Below are 20,513 nucleotides of genomic sequence, written 5' to 3' on the forward strand. Positions count from 1 at the left end.
GACGCCTTTATCCTTGACCCGCGCTACGCCGCCATTGGCTTAACACGAAGTCATATCCTGATGTCGCTTACCCCCGGCCCGCCGTTATGGCCGGCCGGTCAATATCTCTTCCACCGCCAGGATGGCCGCGGCCACTTCCGTCAGCTTTTTATTTTGGTTCATTGCCATACGCCGCAGGGCGTTATAGGCCTCTTCCTCGCTTAACCGCTGATGACGCATCAGCAGCAGCTTGGCGTCTTCGACTTGCCGCCGGTCATTAAGGGTGGCGCGCAGTTGCGCCAGCTCATCGGCCAGTTCCCGCAGCCGGCGCGATTGTTGCCCGACGAGAGATAATACCGATCGTCCCAGCTGCGGGCTGAGGCCGTTATTGCCCAGCGGCTCAGCGGCGTCGTCCGGTCCGGCGGCGGCAACGAATACGCTATACTCCACCGGTTGGTCCATCTGACGCGCCAGCAGGGCTTCCAGCGCGGCATCTCCCGGCCAGTCGCCCGCGGCGTCTTGCGCGGCGTCGATGCCGGCCCGGCATAATTGCATCAATACCGCCGCCAGTCCGTCCTCGACCCCCTTCATCAGGTCGATACGGCGGGTCGTCGCCTCATACCAACGCAGGCTGTGATCCGCGGCGATGTTACCCGTGAGAACGATGCGGCGCAGCCGCTCGACATCGCAATCGCCGTCACGCGCCATCTCGCCCCAGCGCTGCAGGTTAAGGGGATCGCTGAATTCGCCGAAGGTGGCGAAACACCGCTCCTGGCCTTCAATCAGGTCCAGCAACTGTTGGCGGGCGGCGGCGCTAAATGCGCGCGCGGCAAACACCGCCGCGCCCTGCGCCCGTTCCTGCCCCGCCAGCTCTTTGCCCTGCATAAAGCTGAACATGGCGATCAACGCCCGGGAAACAGCCGGCTCCGCCGCCGTATCCGCCGCCTCGAATACCAGCGCCAGCAGGCTGCGGATCACCGCGTTGAATACCGCCGCCGCCTGCGCCTGATCGATCCCGGCCCGCCGGATGCGGCGGCGTAACGCTGGCAAACGTCCCAGCGCATAACATACCGCGGCAATTCGCCCCAGCCTTTGGCTGTCGGACGCCGGCCGATTGACGCCTTCCTCCCGGCCCAATAGCCGCAATACGGCACGCTCGGCAATAACGGCATCGCGCGCCGGTTTTTCAAGCGTATCGGCGTGCAAGCCCGAGCTCAGGTAAAGGGTGGTTACGCCACGTTCGCGTTGCAGCATATGCACCAATTGACTGACCGCCCCCACCAGTTCGCCGGTTTGCAGCAAACGTCGCAACGCCGCGATCTCGCTTTGCCGCGAGGCCTGCAGGAAACGAATAGCGGTGGAAGTATCGGCAATCAATGGGTTCATTTATCCAGTCCGGAATTGCCACGACGTGACCTGATAAACGCATATTACGTACCGCAGGACACCGGCGCCCTGCGCAGAATCAACTTTATCTGCGTCGCGCCGCTGTCTTTTCGGCCGCGCCGGGTCGGCGCGGCGCCGTTAAACCTGTGCCGTATCCCGGGCGGCGGCCGCGCCGATGCGCGCCAGAGTCGGCCACACTTTCATCAACGTGGTAACGATGGTATCCAGATCCGCGCGGGTAGCGCCGTCACGGGCCTGCACCGACATCCCCTGCAGGATACAGGTCAGGTATTTCGCCAGGGTGGGCACATGAGTGCCGGCCGGCAATTCTCCCTGGGCCTGGCGCGCGCGCAGGAAATCCGCCAGCATGTTTTCCTGGAAATGGTGCCGCGCGCGCAGCAGTTTCGCCACGGCGTCGGATGAAGACGAGAGCGCGGCGGACGTACAGATAATAAAGCAGCCCGAGGGCAAATCTTTGTCGGTGTACAGCGCCGCGGTATCGCGCAGGAAATTTTCAACCGCCTGCGCCGCCGTACAGGCGGGGTCGGCCAGCAGCACCTTGCCCCGTTCGGCGAATTTCGCCACGTAGCGTTCGGCCGCCGCGCGGAACAGGCCTTCCTTATTGCCGAACTCGCCGTACAGCGTCGGGGCCTTGGCCCCGGTGGCCTCCACCAGATCGGTCAGCGAGGTCGCTTCGTAGCCGTGGCGCCAGAACAGTTCCAGCGCTTTATCCAGCGCATCGTCACGGTCGAACTGTTTTGGGCGTCCGCGTCCTTTCCGTATGGGCGCAACATGATCGGTATTCATAACATCCTCTCTTATCGCATTTTTATGCCTGGCATCTTGCCGCTTGCACAACGTCCTTGTGGATATCAGCCGGCACCTATATAATTAACGATCATTACAAAAATTACAAGTGCCTTTCGTCACATTGCCCAAAGAATGTTAAATTTGGCGGCCATGCCTGTTCCTCCCTTGCGGCGGCCTCTCCAACCCAAAGTGAGTGAGCGTTGACAATAAAAATAAATTTTTCATTATTAACAATGGCTTATCTATTATATTAACGATCATTAAAAATTTAGTTGATCAACGCCGCCAGGAGGACTAGTATTTACTTATCGAACGTTAACAAATAGCGTTGACCCACAAATCCTGCAACCAGAATGCATAGAGAGATAAGATTATGAAAAACGTAAAATATGCCATCGCCGCCATCGCCCTGAGCGCCGTCTCTTTCGGTAGTTTTGCCGCAGAACTGGCGACCTCCGCCCCGGCGGGTCAGCAGCCGGTAGGCGTCATCAGCGCCACCGGCGGCGCCAACCTGTCTTCGCTGGAAAGCCAGCTGTCCGCCAAGGCTTCGGCCGAAGGCGCGAAGTCTTTTGTGATTACCTCCACCACCGGCCAGAATAACCTGCATGGCACGGCGGTAATTTACCAATAAGGATGGCGCCATGATGAACAAAGTTAATCTTGGTATCGTTGCCCTGGCCGCCATGGTGTCGTTCGGCAGTGTTGCCGCCGACACCATCAATACCGCCCGGTATGAGCCTCACCAGGTGGTATTGACGACCGTGGGCGCCAGGACAGGGTTGCCTACCCTGCCCGGTCATGGCAGTGAACGCGCCGTACGCGTCGATAACCGCGCCTATCCGGTAACGTCGGTGTCGGGGCGCAATAATATGCACAGTACGTCGGTCGTTTATGAATAGCGCTTTACCGGCGCGTCATCAAAAAATCCGGGCTTGGCCCATTCATTATTTTCCCTAAAGCGTTTGCGTAATATCATCGCGCAAACGCTTTTTTTTACGTTGTAACAAAATAACGCTTTCTTTTCTCCTGCCCGTTGCTATCCTCTGTCAGGAATATTCTTAATTATATCTTTATTAAAATAAATAAAAGCCCTAAATAAGCTTTTTCCTATGTTAATGAATAAATTAGCCCTGCCGTTTTCCGCCAAATTTACGCTTCCATGCAATAAACGCAAATAGAAACATCTGTGCCAAATATCTTTACGGTTGCCGCCGTTGACCCCTTTTAACGAATGGATAATCATCTAACGGTAACGTAATTATTAATATATGGAGCAAAACAATGCGTCGCATTTTAGCATTTGTCGGAATTATTGTTCTTAGCGCCGCGCTTAGCGGTTGCCTGTGGCCACCTCCTTGGGGCGGCGGCGGCGGTCATGGCGGCGGCGGCGGTTATCACCATGGCGGCGGACCGGGCCGCGGCTAAGGGTTGCGATCCTCTGGTATAAAACCCATTGAGAGCTGCGCCCCAACTGTCAGGTGCTTTTATTGACAGTTGGCGGCGCAGTTTTTTTTGCCGCCCGTCCGCTGAGGCGGCGGGTTAACCGCTCCCCTGGCCTGGCGGTTATCTCAAAGCGCAATATCCCTCTTACCGTCCTTGCAGTTATCCTGCAACCACGCCAGAATCGGCAATAATCGCCTTACTGTTAAAAAGGATGGGTTATGACCGAGCTGCGTCGATTTAAACAGGTCGATGTGTTTACCGCCACTGCGTTGATGGGCAATCCCCTGGCGGTGATCCTGGATGCCGATGGCTTATCCGATCGACAGATGCTGGCCGTGGCCCGCTGGACTCATTTATCCGAAACCACGTTTGTCCTGCCGCCTTCGGCCGCCGGCGCCGATTATCATGTGCGTATTTTCTCCCCGGCAGGAGAATTGCCTTTTGCCGGCCATCCCACGCTCGGCACTGCCCATGCGATGCTGGAAAGCGGCTTTAGGGCCAAGGCGGCCGATAGACTCATCCAGGAGTGCGGGGTGGGCCTGGTCGCCCTCGATATCACCCGCGCCGGATGGCTGGCGTTCCAGGCGCCCGAGGCCAAAATCTATACGGTGAACGAAAGTTATTTCCCCCTGCTTAACGCCGCCGTGGGCGGCGCGACGACGGTCACCTGGTCTCCGCCGGTCGTGGTGGACATGGGGATCCGCTGGCTGGTGGCCCGGGCCGACAGCGCGCTGTCTTGTTTGCGGATGCAACCGGACGCCGTCGCCCTGGAGCGGTTGCTCAAGCGTTGCGAAGCGAACGGCCTGGCGGTATATGGCCTGCACGAGGCAAACGGCCCGGCGGATTATGAAGTCAGGGCCTTTTTGGTGGAACAGGGCGCCCTGGTGGAGGATCCGGTCACCGGCAGCGCCAATGCCTGCCTGGCGCGCCTGCTGCACGCCCAGGGATTTCCTGATAATCCGGCGTTTGCCGAGTCCTGGCGCGTCCGCCAGGGCACGGTCCTGGGGCGCGACGGCCAGGTCAGCGCGCGCTTTATCGACGGCGTGCCGTGGATTGCCGGCCAATCGGTCACCGTGATCGACGGCACGTTCAGGCTGTAGCCGTCAGGTAAATGTTAATAACCTGCGTCCTTACTGTTAATAATTAGCAACAATCTGCAAACGGTGTGGCTATTGCGCATCAATCATTAACGACTACCTTTAACACTATCTTGGTGGCCGCCATGGCAAAGATGCACATGATAGGTGGTGGTTGTTATTTGAGGTAGCCTGATGAGCCAGACAGACTGCACGATTATTTTTGACGGTGTGCCGCTGACCGGCAAAGCGGATACGCCGCTGGTGGATTTCCTGGCCGCGCGGGGCGTCAACCTGCCCCATGTCTGTTATCACCCGGCGCTGGACCCGCTGAAAACCTGCGATGTCTGTTGGGTGGAGCAGGACCATCAGCTGGTGCGCGGCTGTACCTTGCGCACCCGTGACGGCATGGTGCTCAACAGCCGGGGCGCGCAGGCCCGGGCGGCGCAAGTCGAGGGCATGGACCGGCTGCTGGCCAAGCACGAGCTGTATTGCACGGTATGCGAGCACAATACCGGCGACTGTACCCTGCACAACACCATGGCGGATATGCATATCCCCATCCAGCGTTATAAGTTCGAGCGCAAGCCGTATGCGAAGGACCATTCCAATCTATTTTACACCTACGATCCCGATCAGTGCATCCTGTGCGGCCGCTGCGTGGACGCCTGCCAGAACGTCGAGGTCAACGAGACGCTGAGTATCGACTACAGCGCGGATCATCCGCGCGTACTGTGGGACGGTGGTGAAAAAATCGCCGGCTCCAGCTGCGTCAGCTGCGGTCACTGCGTCACGGTCTGTCCCTGCAACGCCTTGATGGAAAAAACCATGCAGCCGGACGCCGGGCCGTTTACCGCCATGTCTCCCGATCTGAAACGCCCGCTGATCGATATGATCAAAACCCTCGAGAACACCACCGGCGCGGAAATCATTACCGGTATCTCCATGATGGATATGCACTGGCGCCAGCCGGAAATCAAACGCACCAAAACCGTCTGCACCTATTGCGGCGTGGGCTGTTCGTTTGAAATGTGGACCCGTGACCGGCATATCCTGAAAGTGCAGCCGATGGTGGATGCGCCGGCCAACGGCATCTCCACCTGCGTCAAAGGTAAATTCGGCTGGGATTTCGTCAACAGCGAAGCGCGCCTGACCACGCCGCTGATTCGTGAAAACGGCCGTTTCCGCAAGGCCGGCTGGGATGAAGCGCTGGATCTGGTGGCCCGCCGCCTGCTGGAGATACGCAATACCCACGGCGCCGAAAGCATCGGGTTTATCGGTTCCAGCAAAGCCAGCAATGAAGAAGCCTACCTGACGCAAAAAATCGCCCGGCTGATTATCGGCACCAATAGCGTCGACAATTCGTCCCGCTACTGCCAGAACCCCGCCACCATGGGTCTGTTCCGCACCGTGGGATATGGCGGCGACGCCGGTTCCATCCAGGATCTGGAACGGGCCGAGCTGATTATTATCGTCGGCAGCAATACCGCCGAGAACCATCCGGTGATCGCCGCCCGTCTCAAGGCGGCGCGCAAGCACCGCGGCCAGCGGCTGATTGTCGTGGATCCGCGTAAACACGAAATGGCGGAACGCGCGGATCTATTCCTGCGCATCAACTCCAGCACCGATATGGTCTGGGCGTCCGCCATGGCGCGTTATATGTTTGATCATGGCTATGCGGATACGGACTTCCTGGCGGCACGGGTAAACCAGGTGGACGCGTACCGCCAATCCCTGGCGCCTTTTACCCTGGCGTTCGCCGAGCGGATCACCGGCATCGCGCGCCGGCAGTTGATTGACGCCGCCGAAATGATTGGCCGGGCATCCTCCGTCTGCATATTGTGGGCGATGGGCATTACCCAGCACAGCCACGGGGCGGATACCAGCACGGCGCTGTCGAACCTGCTGCTGGTGACCGGCAACTACGGCCGGCCCGGTACCGGCGGATACCCGATGCGCGGCCATAATAACGTGCAGGGGGCCAGTGATTTCGGCTGTCTGAAGGATTTTTATCCCGGCTATGAAAAGGTCACCGATCCCCAGGTGCGCGCCAAATGGGCCAAGGCCTGGGGCGTGGCGCCGGACCGCCTGTCCGATAAGGCCGGCGACGATAATTTCACCATGGTGAAACATGCGAAAGAGAAAAAAATCAAGGCGATGTATGTGATTGGCGAGGAAACGGCATTCTCTGACGCCGATGCCGCCAATGTGCATGAGGGCTTTACCAATCTGGATTTTCTGGTGGTGCAGGACCTGTTTATGAGCCGCACCGCCGAATTCGCCGACGTGGTGTTGCCCGGCTGTCCGAGCGTGGAAAAAGAAGGGTCGTTTGTGAATACCGAGCGCCGCATCCAGCGTTTTTATGAAGTGATGCCGCCGCTCGGCGATAGCCGGCCGGACTGGCGCATCCTCACCGACCTGGCGGCCAGGATGGGCCATCCCTGGGGCTACACCCATCCTTCGCAGATCATGGCCGAGGCCGCCGGTATCGCCAAGGTCTTCGCCGGCGTGACCTATGAACGGCTGGCGGGATGGCAATCGCTGCTTTGGCCGGTCAAGGCCGACGGTACCGACACGCCGCTGCTGTATACCGACGGTTTCCATACCGAGGACGGCAAAGCCGTCCTTTATCCGCTGGAATGGAAGCCACCCGCCGAGGCGCAGGACGGCGAATATGATTTAATGCTGAATAACGGCCGGATGCTGGAGCATTTCCAGTCCACCAACCAGACCGGACGCGGAGGTCGCCTCCTCTCCCTGTCGCCGGACTGGTTTGTGGAAATCAGCCCGGGGCTGGCGGCGGAGCGGGGCATCGAGGAAGGCGCCTGGCTACGCCTGGCCTCGCGGCGCGGCGCCGTCGAGGTGCCGGCGGTGATTACCGATCGGGTGCAGGGCAATACCCTGTTTCTCCCCATTCATCTGGGCAAGGACGGCGTTAACGCCCTGACCGGCGAGCATCACGATCCGGATGTGAACACCCCCGCCTATAAAGAGCTGGCGGTTAAACTTACCGTACTGCCCCGGGAGAACATGGTTTCGCCCCTGCCGCGCCATAATTTCCGCTATGGCTCCCGTACCCCCATCGACAAGGTGCCCGTGGAGCAGAAATGGCGGCGCGACGATTACCTGCCGCCGCCTGAACAAGAACCTCATCCGGAGAAATTCTAATGGCTAAACCTATCGGTTATACGGTGGAGGCTCCGAAAATCGGGCCGGATGCCCATGAGGAGCTGGAACGCTTGCTGCAAACCCTGCACGAGCACGGCGTGCTGCGCCTGGCCAACGACCTGGTGGCCGCCAATAACCAGATAGCGCGGGTGCTGGTCAACGGGCTCAACCGGGAAGGCTCGCTGAACGTTATCCAGAACCTGTCGGTGCTGGCCATGGCGTTATCCACCTTTCCTCCCGGTCAATTCTACAAGATGGTGTTCGCCGTGCGCGATATGGTCGATGTGATAAGCCGCGCGCGGGAAGGAAACGACGCTCCCCAGGATGCGCCGGGAGTCCGGGGACTGTATAAGATGCTTAACGACGACGCCTTCTGGCAGGGGATTACGCCGTTTATCGACGGCATGAAGGCCTTTAGCCGCCGCATGGATGAAGAGGTGGATAAACCCATCTCTTCGTTTACCGGCAAGCCCAGCGACGCCTGAGGTCAAACACGGCAATTGCTGCCGAAGCAAGGGTCCGATGGAACACGTTTCTGCGCTGCTGATTGCGCGCGCCCAGTTTGCCTTCACCATAGGTTTTCATATCGTGCTGGCCGCCTTTACCATCGGCCTGGCCCTTTTTTTGACGGCGCTGGAAGGCCTGTGGCTATGGCGGCGGCGCCAGGTCTATCTGGACCTGTATCGGTATTGGCTCAAGATCTTTGCGCTTAACGTGGCGGTGGGCGTGGTGTCCGGGGTGGTGATGGAGTTTGAGTTCGGCACCAACTGGGGGGTGTTCTCCGCGCGGGCGGGCGCGATTATCGGGCCGCCGATGTTTTATGAAGTGCTGGTGGCGTTTTTCCTGGAAGCCGGTTTTATGGGCATTATGCTGTTCGGCATGCAGAAGGTCGGGCCGAAACTGCATTTTTTCACCACCTGCATGGTGGCGCTGGGTTCCCTGTTCAGCGCGTTCTGGATTATCTCCGCCAACTCCTGGATGCAAACCCCGGCGGGTTTTTTGATGGACGACGGCGGTCGTTTCCACCCGCAGGACTGGCTGGCGATTATCTTCAATCCTTCCTTTGGCTATCGGCTGGCGCATATGCTGCTGGCCGCCGTACTTGGCACCGCGTTTATGGTGGCGGCAGCCGGTGCCCGGCATCTGCTGCGCGACAGCCGCAATCCGGCGGCCCGGGTGATGTTTTCCTGGGCGCTGTGGACCGTGGCCGTCGCCGCGCCCTTGCAAATTATCGCCGGGGATTTGCACGGCGAAAATACCCTGCGCCACCAGCCGCAAAAAGTGGCCGCCATGGAGGGCGACTGGGACCGACCGCCGCCGGGCGCCGGGGAGCCGATGCGGCTGTTCGCGCTGCCGGACATGACGGCGCGGCGCAACCATTGGGAGGTGTCGATTCCCCGACTTGGCTCGCTCTATCTGCGCCATAACCTTACCGGCACCATTAAAAGCCTGAATGAGTTTCCGCCCCAGGACATCCCGCCGGTGCCACTGGTGTTTTTCGCCTTTCGCGTCATGGTGGGCCTGGGGCTGGTGATGGCCCTGGCGGGCATCGCGGGCGTGGCGTTGCGCTGGCGGGGCGCCCTGTGGCGCGCGCGCTGGCTGCAGCGCATCATGGTGCCGCTGGCGCCGGCGGGATTTATCGCCATGCTGGCCGGTTGGGTGGTTACCGAGGCCGGCCGCCAGCCGTTTATGGTCTACGGCCTGACGCGTACCTATGAGGGGATCTCGCCGGTATCCATGGCCCTGGTCATCGCCTCCGCCATCGCCGTGGCGATGGTTTATCTGCTGGTGTTCGGCACCGGGCTGCTCTTTATGCTGCGCCTGCTGGCGCAACCGCCCCGGCCGGGGGAAGAAGGTCCGGTGCCGTCGCTGGCGCGGCAGACCGGCGATGGCGCGACGTACGCGGGCCAGGACGCCGCGCCGCCGCCGGAGCAACACCCGTAACACGACGAATGCAGGAGTTTATCCTATGCCGGAGCTGATTTTTTCCGCCGCCGCGCTGCAACTGTTATCCGCCGCCGCGCTGGCCTTCAGCGTGCTGATCTATGTCTTGCTGGACGGTACCGATTTGGGCGTCGGCATGCTGTATGCGTTCAACCGCGCCGAAGCGGATCGCCAGGTCATGACGCTCTCGCTGCTGCCCGTTTGGGACGGCAACGAGACCTGGCTGGTACTGGGCGGCGGCGGCCTGCTGGCCCTGTTCCCCGCCGCCTACGCCATTCTGCTGAGCGCCCTGTATCTGCCGGTATTTCTCATGCTGCTGGCGCTGATAGCGCGCGGCATGGCGATTGAATACCGCGACCGCGCCGACCCGCAAAAGCGGTGGCGGTTCGATCTGATGCTGATGGGCGGTTCGGCGCTGGCCGCCGCCGGCCAGGGCGTGATCATGGGTACGTTTATTCAGGGTATTCCCCATGACGGCGCGCATTATACCGGCGGCGGCTGGGAATGGCTGGGGGTATTTCCGCTATTCTGCGGCCTGGCGCTGATGGCCGGTTACGCGCTGCTGGGCGCCTGCTGGCTGATATGGCGTACGGAAGGAATGCTGCAGGCGCGCGCACGCGCGCTCGCCCGGCGGCTTGGCCCATTGGCCCTGGCGCTGGTTGCGCTGCTGACGCTGTGGACCTGCGGCCTGCATGAGGAGTACCGCCGGCATCTGTCCGATCTGCGTTTCACCCTGCCCGCCGCGCTGTTGCTGCTGGCGGTCGCCGGCGGATTCCGGCGGGCGCTGTCCGCCCGGGTTGCCCTGCTGCCGCTGTGCCTGGCGCTGGGGGGCGTGGTGCTGACATTCGCCCTGCTGCTGCTGGCGGTATATCCGGCGATGATCCCGCCCCGGCTGTCAATAAGCGCCGCGTCCTCGCCGCCCCTGAGCCAGGGATTTGTGCTGATTGGCTTCGCGGTGCTAATCCCCATCACCCTGGCCTACAACACCTTTGGTTTTTGGGTGTTTCGCGGCAAAATCCACGCTCAGGCCAAAGGCCCCTTATCGGGTAAGTGACCGGCGTCTTCCGCCAGCGCCCCCCGCGCGTCCTTTTGCGCCTTATGGGCCGCTTCCCGTTGCTGGTTTTTTTCCCGCAGCGCCTTGGCGCGGCTTTCAAGGCCCAGGTACAGCACCAGCGCCAGCAGCAGCGGCGCGATGAAATAGATCGCCCGGTAGGCCAGCAGGGCGGCGATAATGGTGCCATGGGACAGATGCTCGCTGCCCAGCATGGCGACAAATACGCCCTCGAGCACGCCGATGCCCGCCGGGATATGCACGATAACCCCGGCGATGCTGCTGACCAGTAGCACGCCGAGCACCAGCGGAAAATCGACTTTGTCGTTCAGCAAAATGTAGATAATGGCGGCCATCGCCAGCCAGTTGGCGCAGGAGGCCACCAGCTGCGCGCCGGCCATGCGCAGCGACGGCAGCACCAGCTTCTGGCCCTTGATGGTCCAGCGCCGGCGTTTGGCAAAGGCGCACAGCCAAAAATAAGCGGCGATCAGCAGCAGCAGGACCACGCCCGTCAGGCGCAGCGCCAGCTCGCCGATACCCCATTTAGCCGGCAGATGCAGCACCCCGAACGCGCAGACGATGCCGGAAAGCAGGATATATCCCAGCCAGTTGGTGGCCAGGCTCAGGCTGAAGATACGGGTGATGGCGCTGTTGGACAAACCGAGGCGCGAATAGAGCCGGTAGCGCATGCCGATGCCGCCGACCCAGGCGCTGAGGGTGAGGGTAAAGGCATAACAGATGAAGGAAACCAGCATCACCTGCTTTTTCGCCAGCTTATGGCCGCAATAGGCGCGGCCGATAAGATCGTAGACGCCATACAGCAGGTAACTGAACACCGCCAGCCCGATCACCATCAGCAGCGCATTGAGCCGGTAGCCGGTAATGGCCTGCTCCACATCATCCCAGTCCACCTTGCGGGCATAGACCACCAGCAAGATAATGACGCCGATAAAAAACAGGCCGGTCAGGATTTTTTTAGCCATCGACCAGGCGCGGTGGCGTTTACCGGCGGGGCGTTTTCGGGTCATGATTTTGCCCCCTCGTTTTCGGGTTCGGCGCGATCCTGGGTTTCCATTTCCGGCTGGACCGGCGGCGCCACCAGCGATAATTTCGGCGTATGGGCGGGAAGCCAGCCGACCCAGGCCGGGAAGTGGCGCAGGAAATGGAACACCAGCACGCTTTTCACCACATGCCAGTAGGTCTGCTTGGGCACCATGCTTTCGTCAATTAACCGGCAATCGTTTTCAATCAGCCCGTTAAGATTGTCGCGCAGTTGCTGCGTGAAGGCGGTGTCATGGATGATCAGGTTGGCCTCCAGGTTCAGCGCCAGGCTGAGCGGGTCAAGATTACTGGACCCGACGGTGGCCCAGCTATCGTCCATGACGGCCACTTTGCCGTGCAGCGGACGGCGGCAATATTCATAGATTTTCACCCCTTCCGGCACCAGATAATTGTATAACATGCGCGCGCCGACCGTCACGATCGGCATATCCGGCTCGCCCTGGACAATCAGCACCATGCGCACGCCGCGCCGGGCGGCGTTGCGCATCTCCTTCAAAAGGCGGTAGCCGGGGAAAAAATAGGCATTGGCGATGATGACCTCGCGTTTTGCGCCGCGCAGCATATCGATATAGTGGCGCTCTATATCGGTATCGTGTTCATCGTTATCCCGATAGACAAACAGCGCCTGGGCCTCGCCGGGCTGGCGGTTATGGGCCGGCAGCCTGGAGCGCCGGCGCAGCCAGCTGCGATGGTGGTCTTCCTTATACAAGGCCTGTAGGGTAAAGCGATGGATATCTTCCACCACCGGCCCCTCCACCTCCACCGCATAGTCCTGCTTGGCCTCCGGGCCGTAGTCGCTCAGGTGCTCGGCGGAAAAATTAATGCCGCCGATAAAGGCGATAACGCCGTCCACCACCACGATTTTACGATGCAGGCGGCGGAACAGATTGGTGCGCATGCCCATAAACGCCGGGCGGGGATCGTAATAACGGAAATGCACTCCCGCGGCGGTAAGGGCGCCGACGTAGCTGTCGGACAGATCCGCCGAGCCGTAACCGTCGACCATGATTTCCACCCGCACCCCGCGCCTGGCGGCGGCAATCAGGTTTTCCTGCAGCGCCTTGCCGACTTTATCCTCGAACAGGATAAAAGTCTCCAGCAGCACCTCTTTCCTGGCCTGGCCGATGCGCTCGTACAGGGCCGGGAAAAACGCTTCGCCGTTTTCCAGCAGCTTGATGCGATTGCCGTCGCGCCACTCCATATTCATATTCATAAATGGATCTCCACGGCGAGGGGAGCATGGTCGGATAAATGCGACCAGGGTTGGTTGGCCAGGGAGGTCGGCTCGCTGATGCGGGCGTTCCTGACATAAATACGGTCCAGGCGCAGCAGGGGAAAGCGGGCGGGGAAAGTACGGGCCGGTCGGCCGCGCGCCTGGGTAAAGACCTCCACCAGGCCGGCTTCGCGCCGCAAAAGCGTATTGGCGCGCTGGCGCCAGTCGTTGAAATCACCGGCCACCACCAGCGGCGCATCCGCCGGCAGCGTGGCGATATGCCTGCTCATGCGCAGCATCTGCTCGCGGCGATGCGCTTCCTTCAGCCCCAGGTGCACGCAAATCATATGCAGCTCCAGCTCACGGCCGGGCACCTGCAGCACGCAGTGCAGCATGCCGCGCTTCTCCGTGCCGTCGATGGACACGTCCAGATTGCTTTGGCGGGTGATGGGGAAACGGGAAAGCAGCGCATTGCCGTGATCGCCGTCGGGATAGACCGCGTTGCGCCCGTAGGCGAAATCGGCCCACATGGTGTCGGCCAGAAATTCGTACTGCGGCACCACCGGCCAGTTATCGAAGCGTTGCGAATGCTTTTCGTGCGTGCCCAGGACTTCCTGGAGGAACACGATATCGGGCGCCACGGTACGCACCGCTTCGCGCAGTTCCGGCAGGATAAAACGCCGGTTAAAGGCGGCAAAGCCCTTATGGGTATTGATGGTCAGCACCTTAAAGGAAAATCCCTGCTCCACTTGCGGCATGCCCGGTACATCCTTATTTTGATGATAATCCGTTCGCAGCATGATCTCGAACCCCTGCAAAATTAAGCGGCAAAAACCCACTCCCCGATATAGCGCGGGTAGAATAGGTGAGAAGTCATTATTAGTTAATGTGCTTACTATCTTAGCTGCTGCCGGACAACCTCGCCAAGTTTGACCGCGGCGGTTATCTCCGGGTGTCATAAAAATGACATCCGGGTTACGTAGACTTACACAATAATAAATTCAGACATACCCTTCTTCTCGTCCGGCAACAGGAGCCTTCTTTATGCCGCATCCGCACCAACCCGTACTTTCCCTCGTCCTGACCCTCGCCCTGGCGGGCGGCAACGGCCTGCTGGCGCGCAGCGTATCGGCCGCCGGCGCGGACAGCCTGCGCGCGGCGCAGGGGGATATTACCCAGCCCGGCGGCGCACGCCGCCTGCAGGCCGATCAGACCGAGGCGCTGAAGGCGGCGCTGAACAACCAGCAGGCAAAAAACGTCATCCTGCTGATTGGCGATGGCATGGGGGACTCGGAAATCACCGCCGCGCGCAACTACGCGCTGGGCGCGGGCAACGCGTTCCCCGGGATCGACGCGCTGCCGCTGACCGGTCAATACACCCATTACGCGCTGGACAAGACCACCCATAAACCCGGCTACGTCACCGACTCGGCGGCGTCGGCCACCGCGTGGTCCACCGGGGTGAAAACCTATAACGGCGCGCTGGGCGTCGATGTGTTCGGCAAGGATCATATGACCATCCTGGAACTGGCCAAGGCGGCCGGTAAAGCCACCGGCAACGTGTCCACCGCTGAACTGGAGGACGCCACCCCGGCGGCGCTGGTGGCCCACGTCAGCTCCCGCAAATGCTACGGCCCGGAAGTGACCAGTAAAGATTGCCCCACCCAGGCGCTGGAAAACCAGGGGCGCGGCTCCATTGCCGAACAGCTGCTGGCGGCCCGCGCCGACGTGACGCTGGGCGGCGGCGCCAAAACCTTTGGCGAAACCGCCAAGGCCGGGGAGTGGCAGGGTAAAACCCTGCGGGAACAAGCCGTGGCGCGCGGCTATCAGTTGGTGAGCGACCTGGATGGCCTGAACGGCGTAGCCCTGGCCAACCAGGACAAACCCTTGCTGGGCCTGTTTGCCGAGGGCAATATGCCGGTGCGCTGGCAGGGCCCGAAAGCCGTCTATCACGGCAATATCGATAAGCCGCCGGTTACCTGTAGCGATAATCCCAAACGCGGCGCCGGGGTGCCTACCCTGGCGGCCATGACGCAAAAAGCCATCGATCTGCTGAAAACCCATCCCAACGGCTTTTTCCTGCAGGTTGAAGGCGCATCCATTGATAAACAGGACCATGCCGCCAACCCGTGCGGCCAGTTCGGCGAGACGGTGGACCTGGATGAAGCGGTGCAAAAGGCGCTGGAATTCGCCCGCGCCGACGGCCATACGCTGGTGGTGGTCACCGCCGATCACGCCCACTCCAGCCAGATTATCGAAGCGGACGCCAAGGCCCCCGGCCTGACCCAGGCGCTGACCACGAAAGACGGCGCGGTGATGGCCATCAGCTACGGCAATTCTGAAGACCCCGAATCCCAGGGACATACCGGCACCCAGCTGCGTATCGCCGCCTTCGGTCCCTATGCGGGCAACGTGGCCGGCCTGACCGACCAGACGGATTTGTTCTATACCATGCGCGATGCGCTGGGCATTAAACAATAATTACCGCCAGGGACCCCTCCCGCCTTTACCGCCGTGCCGGCGGTAAAGGCGGGAATGGACCAGGGTATCGCGCCATGGCGTATCATCCCTTGTCATTTCCTGTCGCCGGGAAGGATTTTCCGCACGGTGAGACTTGCCTAAACCCGTCATTTTCTTTAGCCTGCGAACTGGCTCCGCTCCCATAAGATCAGGTGACATGTCAGAGCAAAGCGCGCCCGCGCTGAAGGAAATCTTTAACCACGCCCGGCTGCGCGATATCGCGGCGCACACCGCCGCCGTCCACCCCGGTTTTGACGGCGCCCGCTTCCTGGCGGCCACCGGCGACGGACTGGACCAATTATCGCTGATGGCGCGCCTGCGGCGGGTAAGCGTCTGCCTGCACGACGGCCTGCCGGCGGACTATGGGCAGGCGCTGGCGATTTTACGCCGGCTGGCGCCGCGGTTGGACAATCGCTTTGTCACCCTGGTATTGCCGGAGTATGTGGCGATGTACGGGCTGGATGAGTACGATCTGTCGATGGAGGCCCTGCGCTTTTTTACCCCGTTCGGCTCCTCGGAATTCGCGGTGCGCCCCTACCTGCGCCAGGATCTGTCCCGCGGGCTGGCGCTGATGGAACGCTGGTCGCGCGACGATGACGAGCACGTCCGCCGGCTGGCCAGCGAAGGCAGCCGGCCGCGCCTGCCCTGGTCGTTCCGCCTGGAGGCGCTGCGGGCCGACCCGTCGCCGGTGAAACCCATTCTCGACAACCTGCGCGCCGATCCCAGCCTGTACGTACGCAAATCCGTGGCGAATCATCTCAACGATATCACCAAGGATCATCCCGAGTGGGTCATGGACCTGCTGGAGGGATGGGAATTGCATCATCCCCCCACCGCCTGGATCGTCCGTCACGCGTTGCGCAGCCTGATCAAACAGGGGGACCGGCGGGCGCTGGGGCTTATCGGCGCAGGCGAAGCGGCGCAGGTCAGCCTGGAGGAGATGCGCGTGAGTCCCGGGGAAATCCGGCTGGGGGACAAGGTGACCGTGGCGTTCCGGCTGCGCTCGACCTCGCCCCTGCCCCAGCGGCTGGTAATTGATTACGCCATCCACTATGTGAAAAAATCCGGCGGCACATCGGCCAAAGTGTTCAAACTGAAAACCCTGACGCTGGCGCCGCATGCAAGCGTTGAGATTAGCCGCAGCCAGTCCATCCGCAACTTTACCACCCGCATGCACTATGCCGGCAGACATGCCGTCGAGGTCTTTATCAACGGCGAATGCCTGGCGCGGGGCGCGTTTTTTATTGTCTAGCGTGACAGGGGTTTCACCATATTCACCCCGGTAACGTGGAAACCGCAGGCATCATACAGCGCACGGGCGCCGGGATTATCGGCCGCCACCCTTAGCCCCAGTTCGGTCACGCCCTGGGCGCGCAACCGCTGATCCAGCTGCGCCAGCGCGCTGCGTCCGAGCCCGCGGCGGCGCCAGGCGGGCAGGATGCAGAAATCGGAGATATAGGCCGCCTCGTCTTTGCACGTGATCCATAAATACCCCGCCACCGGCGGTACGCCTTGCCGGTCCGCCGCGTCGCCGGCCTCGATGCAGTACAGCTGGTTATCCGGCGTCGCCACCCCCTGCGGTAAATACCCGTCAATGCTGGCGATGGCGTTGATCCTGCCCTGCCCGATATCGTAACCGTGGTTGGCGCTCAGGTCCCGGGCGTATTCCCCGATAAAAAAATGGCGATAATCGGGGTATTCCCCGGCGGTCATATTCCTCAGATGAATCATAGCGCTACCCGTTATCATAACGTGCTTATCCACGCCGGCGCCCCTAATGCAAAGCCAGGGCTTATCCGGCCACCGGCACATCATAAGCCGCTGACGCCACCGTCGACAATCAATTCACTGCCGACGACAAACGCCGATTCATCGGACGCCAGATAGACCGCCGCCTTGGCCAGCTCCAGCGGCGTGCCCAGCCTGCCGAGCGGCACCAGTTGCTTGATTTGCGCCAGCAGGGCCGCATAGGCCGCCCCGTCCAGGCCCAGTTTTTCCAGCGCCGGGGTTTGCGTCGGGCCGGGGCTTAAGCTGTTGACACGGATGCCGCGCGCCAGCAGTTCCCCCGACAAGGTCCGGGAGAGCGACAGCAGTCCTGCTTTGCTGGCGGCATACGGGCCGCTTTGCGGCAGGCCGATATGCGCGCTGACCGAACCGCATAAAATCACCGAGGCCGGTGCATGCAGCAGCGGCAGGAGTGACTGCACCAGAAAAAACGGCCCCTTCAGATTGGTCGCCATCAGGCGATCCCAACCGGCTTCATCCCATTCCTCCAGCGGACGGTGGGTCACATCGGCGGCATTGATCAGCAGCACATCCAGCCGGGGCCACAAGGTGGCAAGCGCTTGGGCCAGGAGCGGCTGGGCGGCCACATCGCCCGCGTCGCTTTGCAGGCATACCGCCCGTTCGCCCAGATCCGCGGCGGCGCGCGCCAGCGCATCGGCGTTGCGTCCGGTGATGGCGACGGTGGCGCCCTCGGCCAGGAACTGACGGGCGGTTTCCAGCCCGATACCGCTGGTGCCGCCGGTGATCAAGGCAAATTTATCGGCTAAACGAGGCATTTTTATCTCTCTGACAGGTGAAAAATGCCATTATTTATAAGATAGTATTAAAATGATAGTAGGTACCAATAGGATACTAAAGAGGCGAGTGGGATGAAATGACGACCCGAACGATTGCGCAACCGAAAAAAATATTACCGCCGCCGGCGATAACGCCCTGCCCGATGCTTACCTTTGTCGAGCTGGTGGCCGGCAAATGGGCCATTCCCATCCTCTACCGGCTGATCGTTATCGACGCCCCGGTGCGTTTTGGCGAACTGCAGCGCGGGGTCTACCCCATCACGCAAAAGGAGCTGACGCGTCAGCTGCGCGCGTTTGAAACCAAGGGCCTGGTGCGGCGTACCGCGTTCGCCGAAATCCCGCCCCGGGTTGAATATCAGGTCACCGCCCTGGGTAAGACGCTGAAGGCGCCGCTACAGTCCCTGGCCGCGTGGGTCGACGCGCACCAGGAGGATTTACAGGCCGGCGCCGGCCTAGAGCGCCGCGCGGGGCAGATCGCTTAGCCGGGAGGTATAGGCCGGCGACAACATGTCGCGTTTCATTTGCCAGTCCCGGCGGATGCCCTGGCCGGCAAACCAGATTTGCCCCCGGCCCGAGCGGTTGACCTTATCCAGGGTCGCCATCAGCGCCTCGGCGTTAACGTGCGGCTTATACCGGTCGAACAGGCCGAGCTGCGCCACGCCCCGGTCATAAAAATCGCCCAGCACGACGCCGGCCTTCAGATAACGCCGATCGTCCAGCCACAGGCTATCCAGGCAGGCCGTCGCCTGGGCGATGATATCCCGGGAATCGTTAGTCGGGACGGGAATGCGGCCGGTGGCCTGGTTGGCGTAATAGATTTCGCCGGCCGCGTGCGGACTGGTGCGCACAAAGACCGCGACCTGCCGGCAAAACTGGTTTTCCCCGCGCAGTTTTTCCGCCGCGCGCGCGGCATAACTGCATACCGCCTCTCGCATATCCTGGTAACGGGTGATACGGGAACTGAAGCTGCGGCTGCAGATAATCTGCTGCTTCACCGCCGGCATTTCCTCCACCTCCAGGCAGGGTTCGCCGCGCAGCTCACGCACCGTGCGCTCCAGCACCACGCTGAAATTATTACGGATAAACGCCGGATGGGAATCCGCCAGTTGCAGCGCCGTGCCGATCCCCATCGCCCGCAGCGTTTTGCCCAGCCGGCGTCCTATGCCCCACACCTCCTCCACCGGCATCAGCGCCATCAGCTTACGCTGGCGCAGCGGCGAGGACAGATCCACCACGCCGCCGGTTTTGCTCCACTGCTTGGCGGCGTGGTTGGCAAGCTTTGCCAGCGTTTTACTGGGCGCAATACCCACCCCCGAATGCAGATGCGTGCACTGCAACAGGGTTTGCTGTACCTCGCGGCCAAACTGTTCCAGCGCCCTGCAATGGCCGACGCCGGTGAGATTGAGAAAGGCCTCGTCGATACTGTAGATCTCAACCGCCGGCGCCATGTCCTCCAGCAGGGTCATCACCCGATGCGACATATCGGCATACAGGGCATAGTTGCTGGAAAACACCGCCACGCCATGTTGTTCAAGCAGCCGGCGAATCTTGAAATAGGGCGCGGCCATAGCAACGCCAAGGCGTTTGGCGGCGGCGGAACGGGCGATAACGCAGCCGTCGTTGTTGCTCAGCACCACCACCGGGCGCCCGCGCAATTCCGGCCGGAATACGGTTTCACACGAAGCGTAGAACGAATTGATATCCACCAGCGCGTACATGGCTACAGCGCCGCATAGATGATAAACGTCACCACGCCGAAGATTTCCACCTGGCTGTCTTCGGTAATGGGAATGGGCGCGAAGGCGGGATTCATCGGCATCAGCCGCGCGCGGGGATGAAGCTGCAGGCGTTTCACGGTAAAGCCGCCGTCGACGGAGGCGATAACAATATTGCCGTGGTCGGGTTTAAGGGCGCTGTCCACCACCAGGATATCCCCTTCACGGATATTGCCCTCAATCATCGATTCACCCGTGGCGCGGACAAAATAGGTGCTGGCCGGATGGCGCACGCAGATGGCGTTGATATCCAGGCGATGTTCAACATAATCCTGCGCCGGGCTGGGGAACCCCGCAGCGACTTTATCGCCAAAAAACGGCAGCGGAACGCCGATGCCCAACGCCGCGGGATAAATCTTCATAACGGCCACTCCATATACTGTATTTACATACAGTATAGATGCGACCGGGGGAACATGTGAAGCTGGAAAAACCACGGCGGCGACAAACGGCTGATAATCATTGGATTTAAGATCACGCGTGGCTGGCGCCCATGCGCCGGCC

The 20,513-nt window shown here is 61.1% G+C and carries 19 protein-coding genes; 10 read left to right on the forward strand and 9 right to left on the reverse strand.

Annotated elements, in window-relative coordinates; all coding sequences use genetic code 11:
* Positions 1 to 84 precede the first annotated feature (84 nt).
* Together ACL2XN_RS14280 and ACL2XN_RS14285 are read right to left on the reverse strand one after the other, a co-directional pair.
* A complete protein-coding gene (locus tag ACL2XN_RS14280) occupies positions 85 to 1,356 on the reverse strand; it encodes a nitrate- and nitrite sensing domain-containing protein (RefSeq protein WP_410016635.1) in 1,272 nt (423 codons plus the stop codon).
* Positions 1,357 to 1,503: 147 nt separating this feature from the next.
* Complete coding sequence (locus ACL2XN_RS14285) at positions 1,504 to 2,172, reverse strand: TetR/AcrR family transcriptional regulator (protein ID WP_410012246.1); 669 nt, start codon at positions 2,170 to 2,172, stop codon at positions 1,504 to 1,506.
* Between the two features lie 376 nt (positions 2,173 to 2,548).
* On the opposite strand from ACL2XN_RS14285, the gene bhsA reads away from it, so the two are divergent.
* From bhsA to cydB, 7 genes are all read left to right on the forward strand, one after another.
* Complete coding sequence (gene bhsA, locus ACL2XN_RS14290; protein WP_410012247.1) at positions 2,549 to 2,806, forward strand: multiple stress resistance protein BhsA; 258 nt, start codon at positions 2,549 to 2,551, stop codon at positions 2,804 to 2,806.
* Between the two features lie 10 nt (positions 2,807 to 2,816).
* Positions 2,817 to 3,074 carry a hypothetical protein gene (locus ACL2XN_RS14295; RefSeq protein ID WP_410012248.1) on the forward strand — a complete coding sequence of 86 codons (258 nt, stop codon included), beginning with the start codon at positions 2,817 to 2,819 and terminating at the stop codon, positions 3,072 to 3,074.
* Between the two features lie 762 nt (positions 3,075 to 3,836).
* Positions 3,837 to 4,718, forward strand: coding sequence for a PhzF family phenazine biosynthesis protein (locus ACL2XN_RS14300; RefSeq protein WP_410012249.1), 882 nt, complete (start codon positions 3,837 to 3,839; stop codon positions 4,716 to 4,718).
* 171 nt (positions 4,719 to 4,889) lie between these two features.
* A complete protein-coding gene (gene fdhF, locus ACL2XN_RS14305; protein ID WP_413728928.1) occupies positions 4,890 to 7,862 on the forward strand; it encodes a formate dehydrogenase subunit alpha in 2,973 nt (990 codons plus the stop codon).
* Complete coding sequence (locus ACL2XN_RS14310; protein ID WP_410012251.1) at positions 7,862 to 8,347, forward strand: DUF1641 domain-containing protein; 486 nt, start codon at positions 7,862 to 7,864, stop codon at positions 8,345 to 8,347. The genes fdhF and ACL2XN_RS14310 overlap by 1 nt, the downstream gene beginning before the upstream one ends.
* A 37-nt stretch (positions 8,348 to 8,384) precedes the next feature.
* Positions 8,385 to 9,806, forward strand: a complete 1,422-nt coding sequence (locus ACL2XN_RS14315; protein ID WP_413728929.1) for a cytochrome ubiquinol oxidase subunit I — start codon at positions 8,385 to 8,387, stop codon at positions 9,804 to 9,806.
* Positions 9,807 to 9,831: 25 nt separating this feature from the next.
* The gene (cydB, locus tag ACL2XN_RS14320) at positions 9,832 to 10,860 is read left to right on the forward strand and encodes a cytochrome d ubiquinol oxidase subunit II (RefSeq protein ID WP_413728930.1); all 1,029 of its coding nucleotides are present in this window, start codon (positions 9,832 to 9,834) and stop codon (positions 10,858 to 10,860) included.
* On the opposite strand, the gene ACL2XN_RS14325 is transcribed toward cydB, so the two are convergent.
* Genes ACL2XN_RS14325 through ACL2XN_RS14335 form a run of 3 tightly spaced genes read right to left on the reverse strand, consistent with a single transcriptional unit; the run spans position 10,830 to position 13,890 of the window.
* The gene (locus ACL2XN_RS14325) at positions 10,830 to 11,885 is read right to left on the reverse strand and encodes a lysylphosphatidylglycerol synthase domain-containing protein (protein ID WP_413728931.1); all 1,056 of its coding nucleotides are present in this window, start codon (positions 11,883 to 11,885) and stop codon (positions 10,830 to 10,832) included. The genes cydB and ACL2XN_RS14325 overlap by 31 nt on opposite strands.
* A complete protein-coding gene (clsB, locus tag ACL2XN_RS14330; RefSeq protein WP_410016636.1) occupies positions 11,882 to 13,126 on the reverse strand; it encodes a cardiolipin synthase ClsB in 1,245 nt (414 codons plus the stop codon). The genes ACL2XN_RS14325 and clsB overlap by 4 nt, the downstream gene beginning before the upstream one ends.
* A gap of 2 nt (positions 13,127 to 13,128) precedes the next feature.
* Positions 13,129 to 13,890 (reverse strand): endonuclease/exonuclease/phosphatase family protein, encoded by a 762-nt coding sequence (locus tag ACL2XN_RS14335; RefSeq protein WP_410016637.1) that lies wholly within the window; start codon positions 13,888 to 13,890, stop codon positions 13,129 to 13,131.
* 286 nt (positions 13,891 to 14,176) lie between these two features.
* Between ACL2XN_RS14335 and phoA the strand changes: the two genes are divergently transcribed.
* Both phoA and ACL2XN_RS14345 read left to right on the forward strand, forming a co-directional pair.
* Complete coding sequence (gene phoA, locus ACL2XN_RS14340; protein WP_410012255.1) at positions 14,177 to 15,613, forward strand: alkaline phosphatase; 1,437 nt, start codon at positions 14,177 to 14,179, stop codon at positions 15,611 to 15,613.
* Between the two features lie 196 nt (positions 15,614 to 15,809).
* Positions 15,810 to 16,904, forward strand: coding sequence for a DNA alkylation repair protein (locus ACL2XN_RS14345; protein ID WP_413727229.1), 1,095 nt, complete (start codon positions 15,810 to 15,812; stop codon positions 16,902 to 16,904).
* Here the strand turns inward: ACL2XN_RS14345 and ACL2XN_RS14350 are convergent.
* Both ACL2XN_RS14350 and ACL2XN_RS14355 read right to left on the reverse strand, forming a co-directional pair.
* On the reverse strand, positions 16,901 to 17,383 hold the full coding sequence (locus tag ACL2XN_RS14350; RefSeq protein ID WP_410012257.1) for a GNAT family N-acetyltransferase: 483 nt from the start codon (positions 17,381 to 17,383) through the stop codon (positions 16,901 to 16,903). The genes ACL2XN_RS14345 and ACL2XN_RS14350 overlap by 4 nt on opposite strands.
* 80 nt (positions 17,384 to 17,463) lie before the next feature.
* A complete protein-coding gene (locus ACL2XN_RS14355) occupies positions 17,464 to 18,213 on the reverse strand; it encodes an SDR family oxidoreductase (protein WP_413728932.1) in 750 nt (249 codons plus the stop codon).
* Positions 18,214 to 18,311: 98 nt separating this feature from the next.
* On the opposite strand from ACL2XN_RS14355, the gene ACL2XN_RS14360 reads away from it, so the two are divergent.
* Positions 18,312 to 18,716 (forward strand): winged helix-turn-helix transcriptional regulator, encoded by a 405-nt coding sequence (locus ACL2XN_RS14360; protein WP_410012259.1) that lies wholly within the window; start codon positions 18,312 to 18,314, stop codon positions 18,714 to 18,716.
* Here ACL2XN_RS14360 and umuC read toward each other — a convergent pair.
* Both umuC and umuD read right to left on the reverse strand, forming a co-directional pair.
* Positions 18,687 to 19,952 carry a translesion error-prone DNA polymerase V subunit UmuC gene (gene umuC, locus ACL2XN_RS14365; RefSeq protein ID WP_410012260.1) on the reverse strand — a complete coding sequence of 422 codons (1,266 nt, stop codon included), beginning with the start codon at positions 19,950 to 19,952 and terminating at the stop codon, positions 18,687 to 18,689. The two genes, ACL2XN_RS14360 and umuC, sit on opposite strands and share 30 nt — an antisense overlap.
* A 2-nt stretch (positions 19,953 to 19,954) precedes the next feature.
* Positions 19,955 to 20,371, reverse strand: coding sequence for a translesion error-prone DNA polymerase V autoproteolytic subunit (gene umuD / locus ACL2XN_RS14370; protein WP_410012261.1), 417 nt, complete (start codon positions 20,369 to 20,371; stop codon positions 19,955 to 19,957).
* Positions 20,372 to 20,513 lie beyond the last annotated feature (142 nt).

This window comes from Sodalis sp. RH22 (assembly GCF_047324165.1).
Taxonomy (GTDB): Bacteria; Pseudomonadota; Gammaproteobacteria; order Enterobacterales; family Enterobacteriaceae; genus Acerihabitans.

Excerpts from the sequence above, each read along its gene's own strand:
- ACL2XN_RS14310 (WP_410012251.1), top strand. The coding sequence starts at position 7,862 with ATGGCTAAACCTATCGGTTATACGGTGGAGGCTCCGAAAATCGGGCCG.
- umuC (WP_410012260.1), bottom strand. The coding sequence starts at position 19,952 with ATGTACGCGCTGGTGGATATCAATTCGTTCTACGCTTCGTGTGAAACC.
- ACL2XN_RS14335 (WP_410016637.1), bottom strand. The coding sequence starts at position 13,890 with ATGCCGCAAGTGGAGCAGGGATTTTCCTTTAAGGTGCTGACCATCAAT.
- ACL2XN_RS14300 (WP_410012249.1), top strand. The coding sequence starts at position 3,837 with ATGACCGAGCTGCGTCGATTTAAACAGGTCGATGTGTTTACCGCCACT.
- ACL2XN_RS14355 (WP_413728932.1), bottom strand. The coding sequence starts at position 18,213 with ATGCCTCGTTTAGCCGATAAATTTGCCTTGATCACCGGCGGCACCAGC.
- ACL2XN_RS14345 (WP_413727229.1), top strand. The coding sequence starts at position 15,810 with ATGTCAGAGCAAAGCGCGCCCGCGCTGAAGGAAATCTTTAACCACGCC.
- cydB (WP_413728930.1), top strand. The coding sequence starts at position 9,832 with ATGCCGGAGCTGATTTTTTCCGCCGCCGCGCTGCAACTGTTATCCGCC.
- ACL2XN_RS14325 (WP_413728931.1), bottom strand. The coding sequence starts at position 11,885 with ATGACCCGAAAACGCCCCGCCGGTAAACGCCACCGCGCCTGGTCGATG.
- umuD (WP_410012261.1), bottom strand. The coding sequence starts at position 20,371 with ATGAAGATTTATCCCGCGGCGTTGGGCATCGGCGTTCCGCTGCCGTTT.
- ACL2XN_RS14360 (WP_410012259.1), top strand. The coding sequence starts at position 18,312 with ATGACGACCCGAACGATTGCGCAACCGAAAAAAATATTACCGCCGCCG.
- ACL2XN_RS14350 (WP_410012257.1), bottom strand. The coding sequence starts at position 17,383 with ATGATTCATCTGAGGAATATGACCGCCGGGGAATACCCCGATTATCGC.
- phoA (WP_410012255.1), top strand. The coding sequence starts at position 14,177 with ATGCCGCATCCGCACCAACCCGTACTTTCCCTCGTCCTGACCCTCGCC.
- clsB (WP_410016636.1), bottom strand. The coding sequence starts at position 13,126 with ATGAATATGGAGTGGCGCGACGGCAATCGCATCAAGCTGCTGGAAAAC.
- fdhF (WP_413728928.1), top strand. The coding sequence starts at position 4,890 with ATGAGCCAGACAGACTGCACGATTATTTTTGACGGTGTGCCGCTGACC.
- ACL2XN_RS14315 (WP_413728929.1), top strand. The coding sequence starts at position 8,385 with ATGGAACACGTTTCTGCGCTGCTGATTGCGCGCGCCCAGTTTGCCTTC.
- bhsA (WP_410012247.1), top strand. The coding sequence starts at position 2,549 with ATGAAAAACGTAAAATATGCCATCGCCGCCATCGCCCTGAGCGCCGTC.
- ACL2XN_RS14295 (WP_410012248.1), top strand. The coding sequence starts at position 2,817 with ATGATGAACAAAGTTAATCTTGGTATCGTTGCCCTGGCCGCCATGGTG.
- ACL2XN_RS14285 (WP_410012246.1), bottom strand. The coding sequence starts at position 2,172 with ATGAATACCGATCATGTTGCGCCCATACGGAAAGGACGCGGACGCCCA.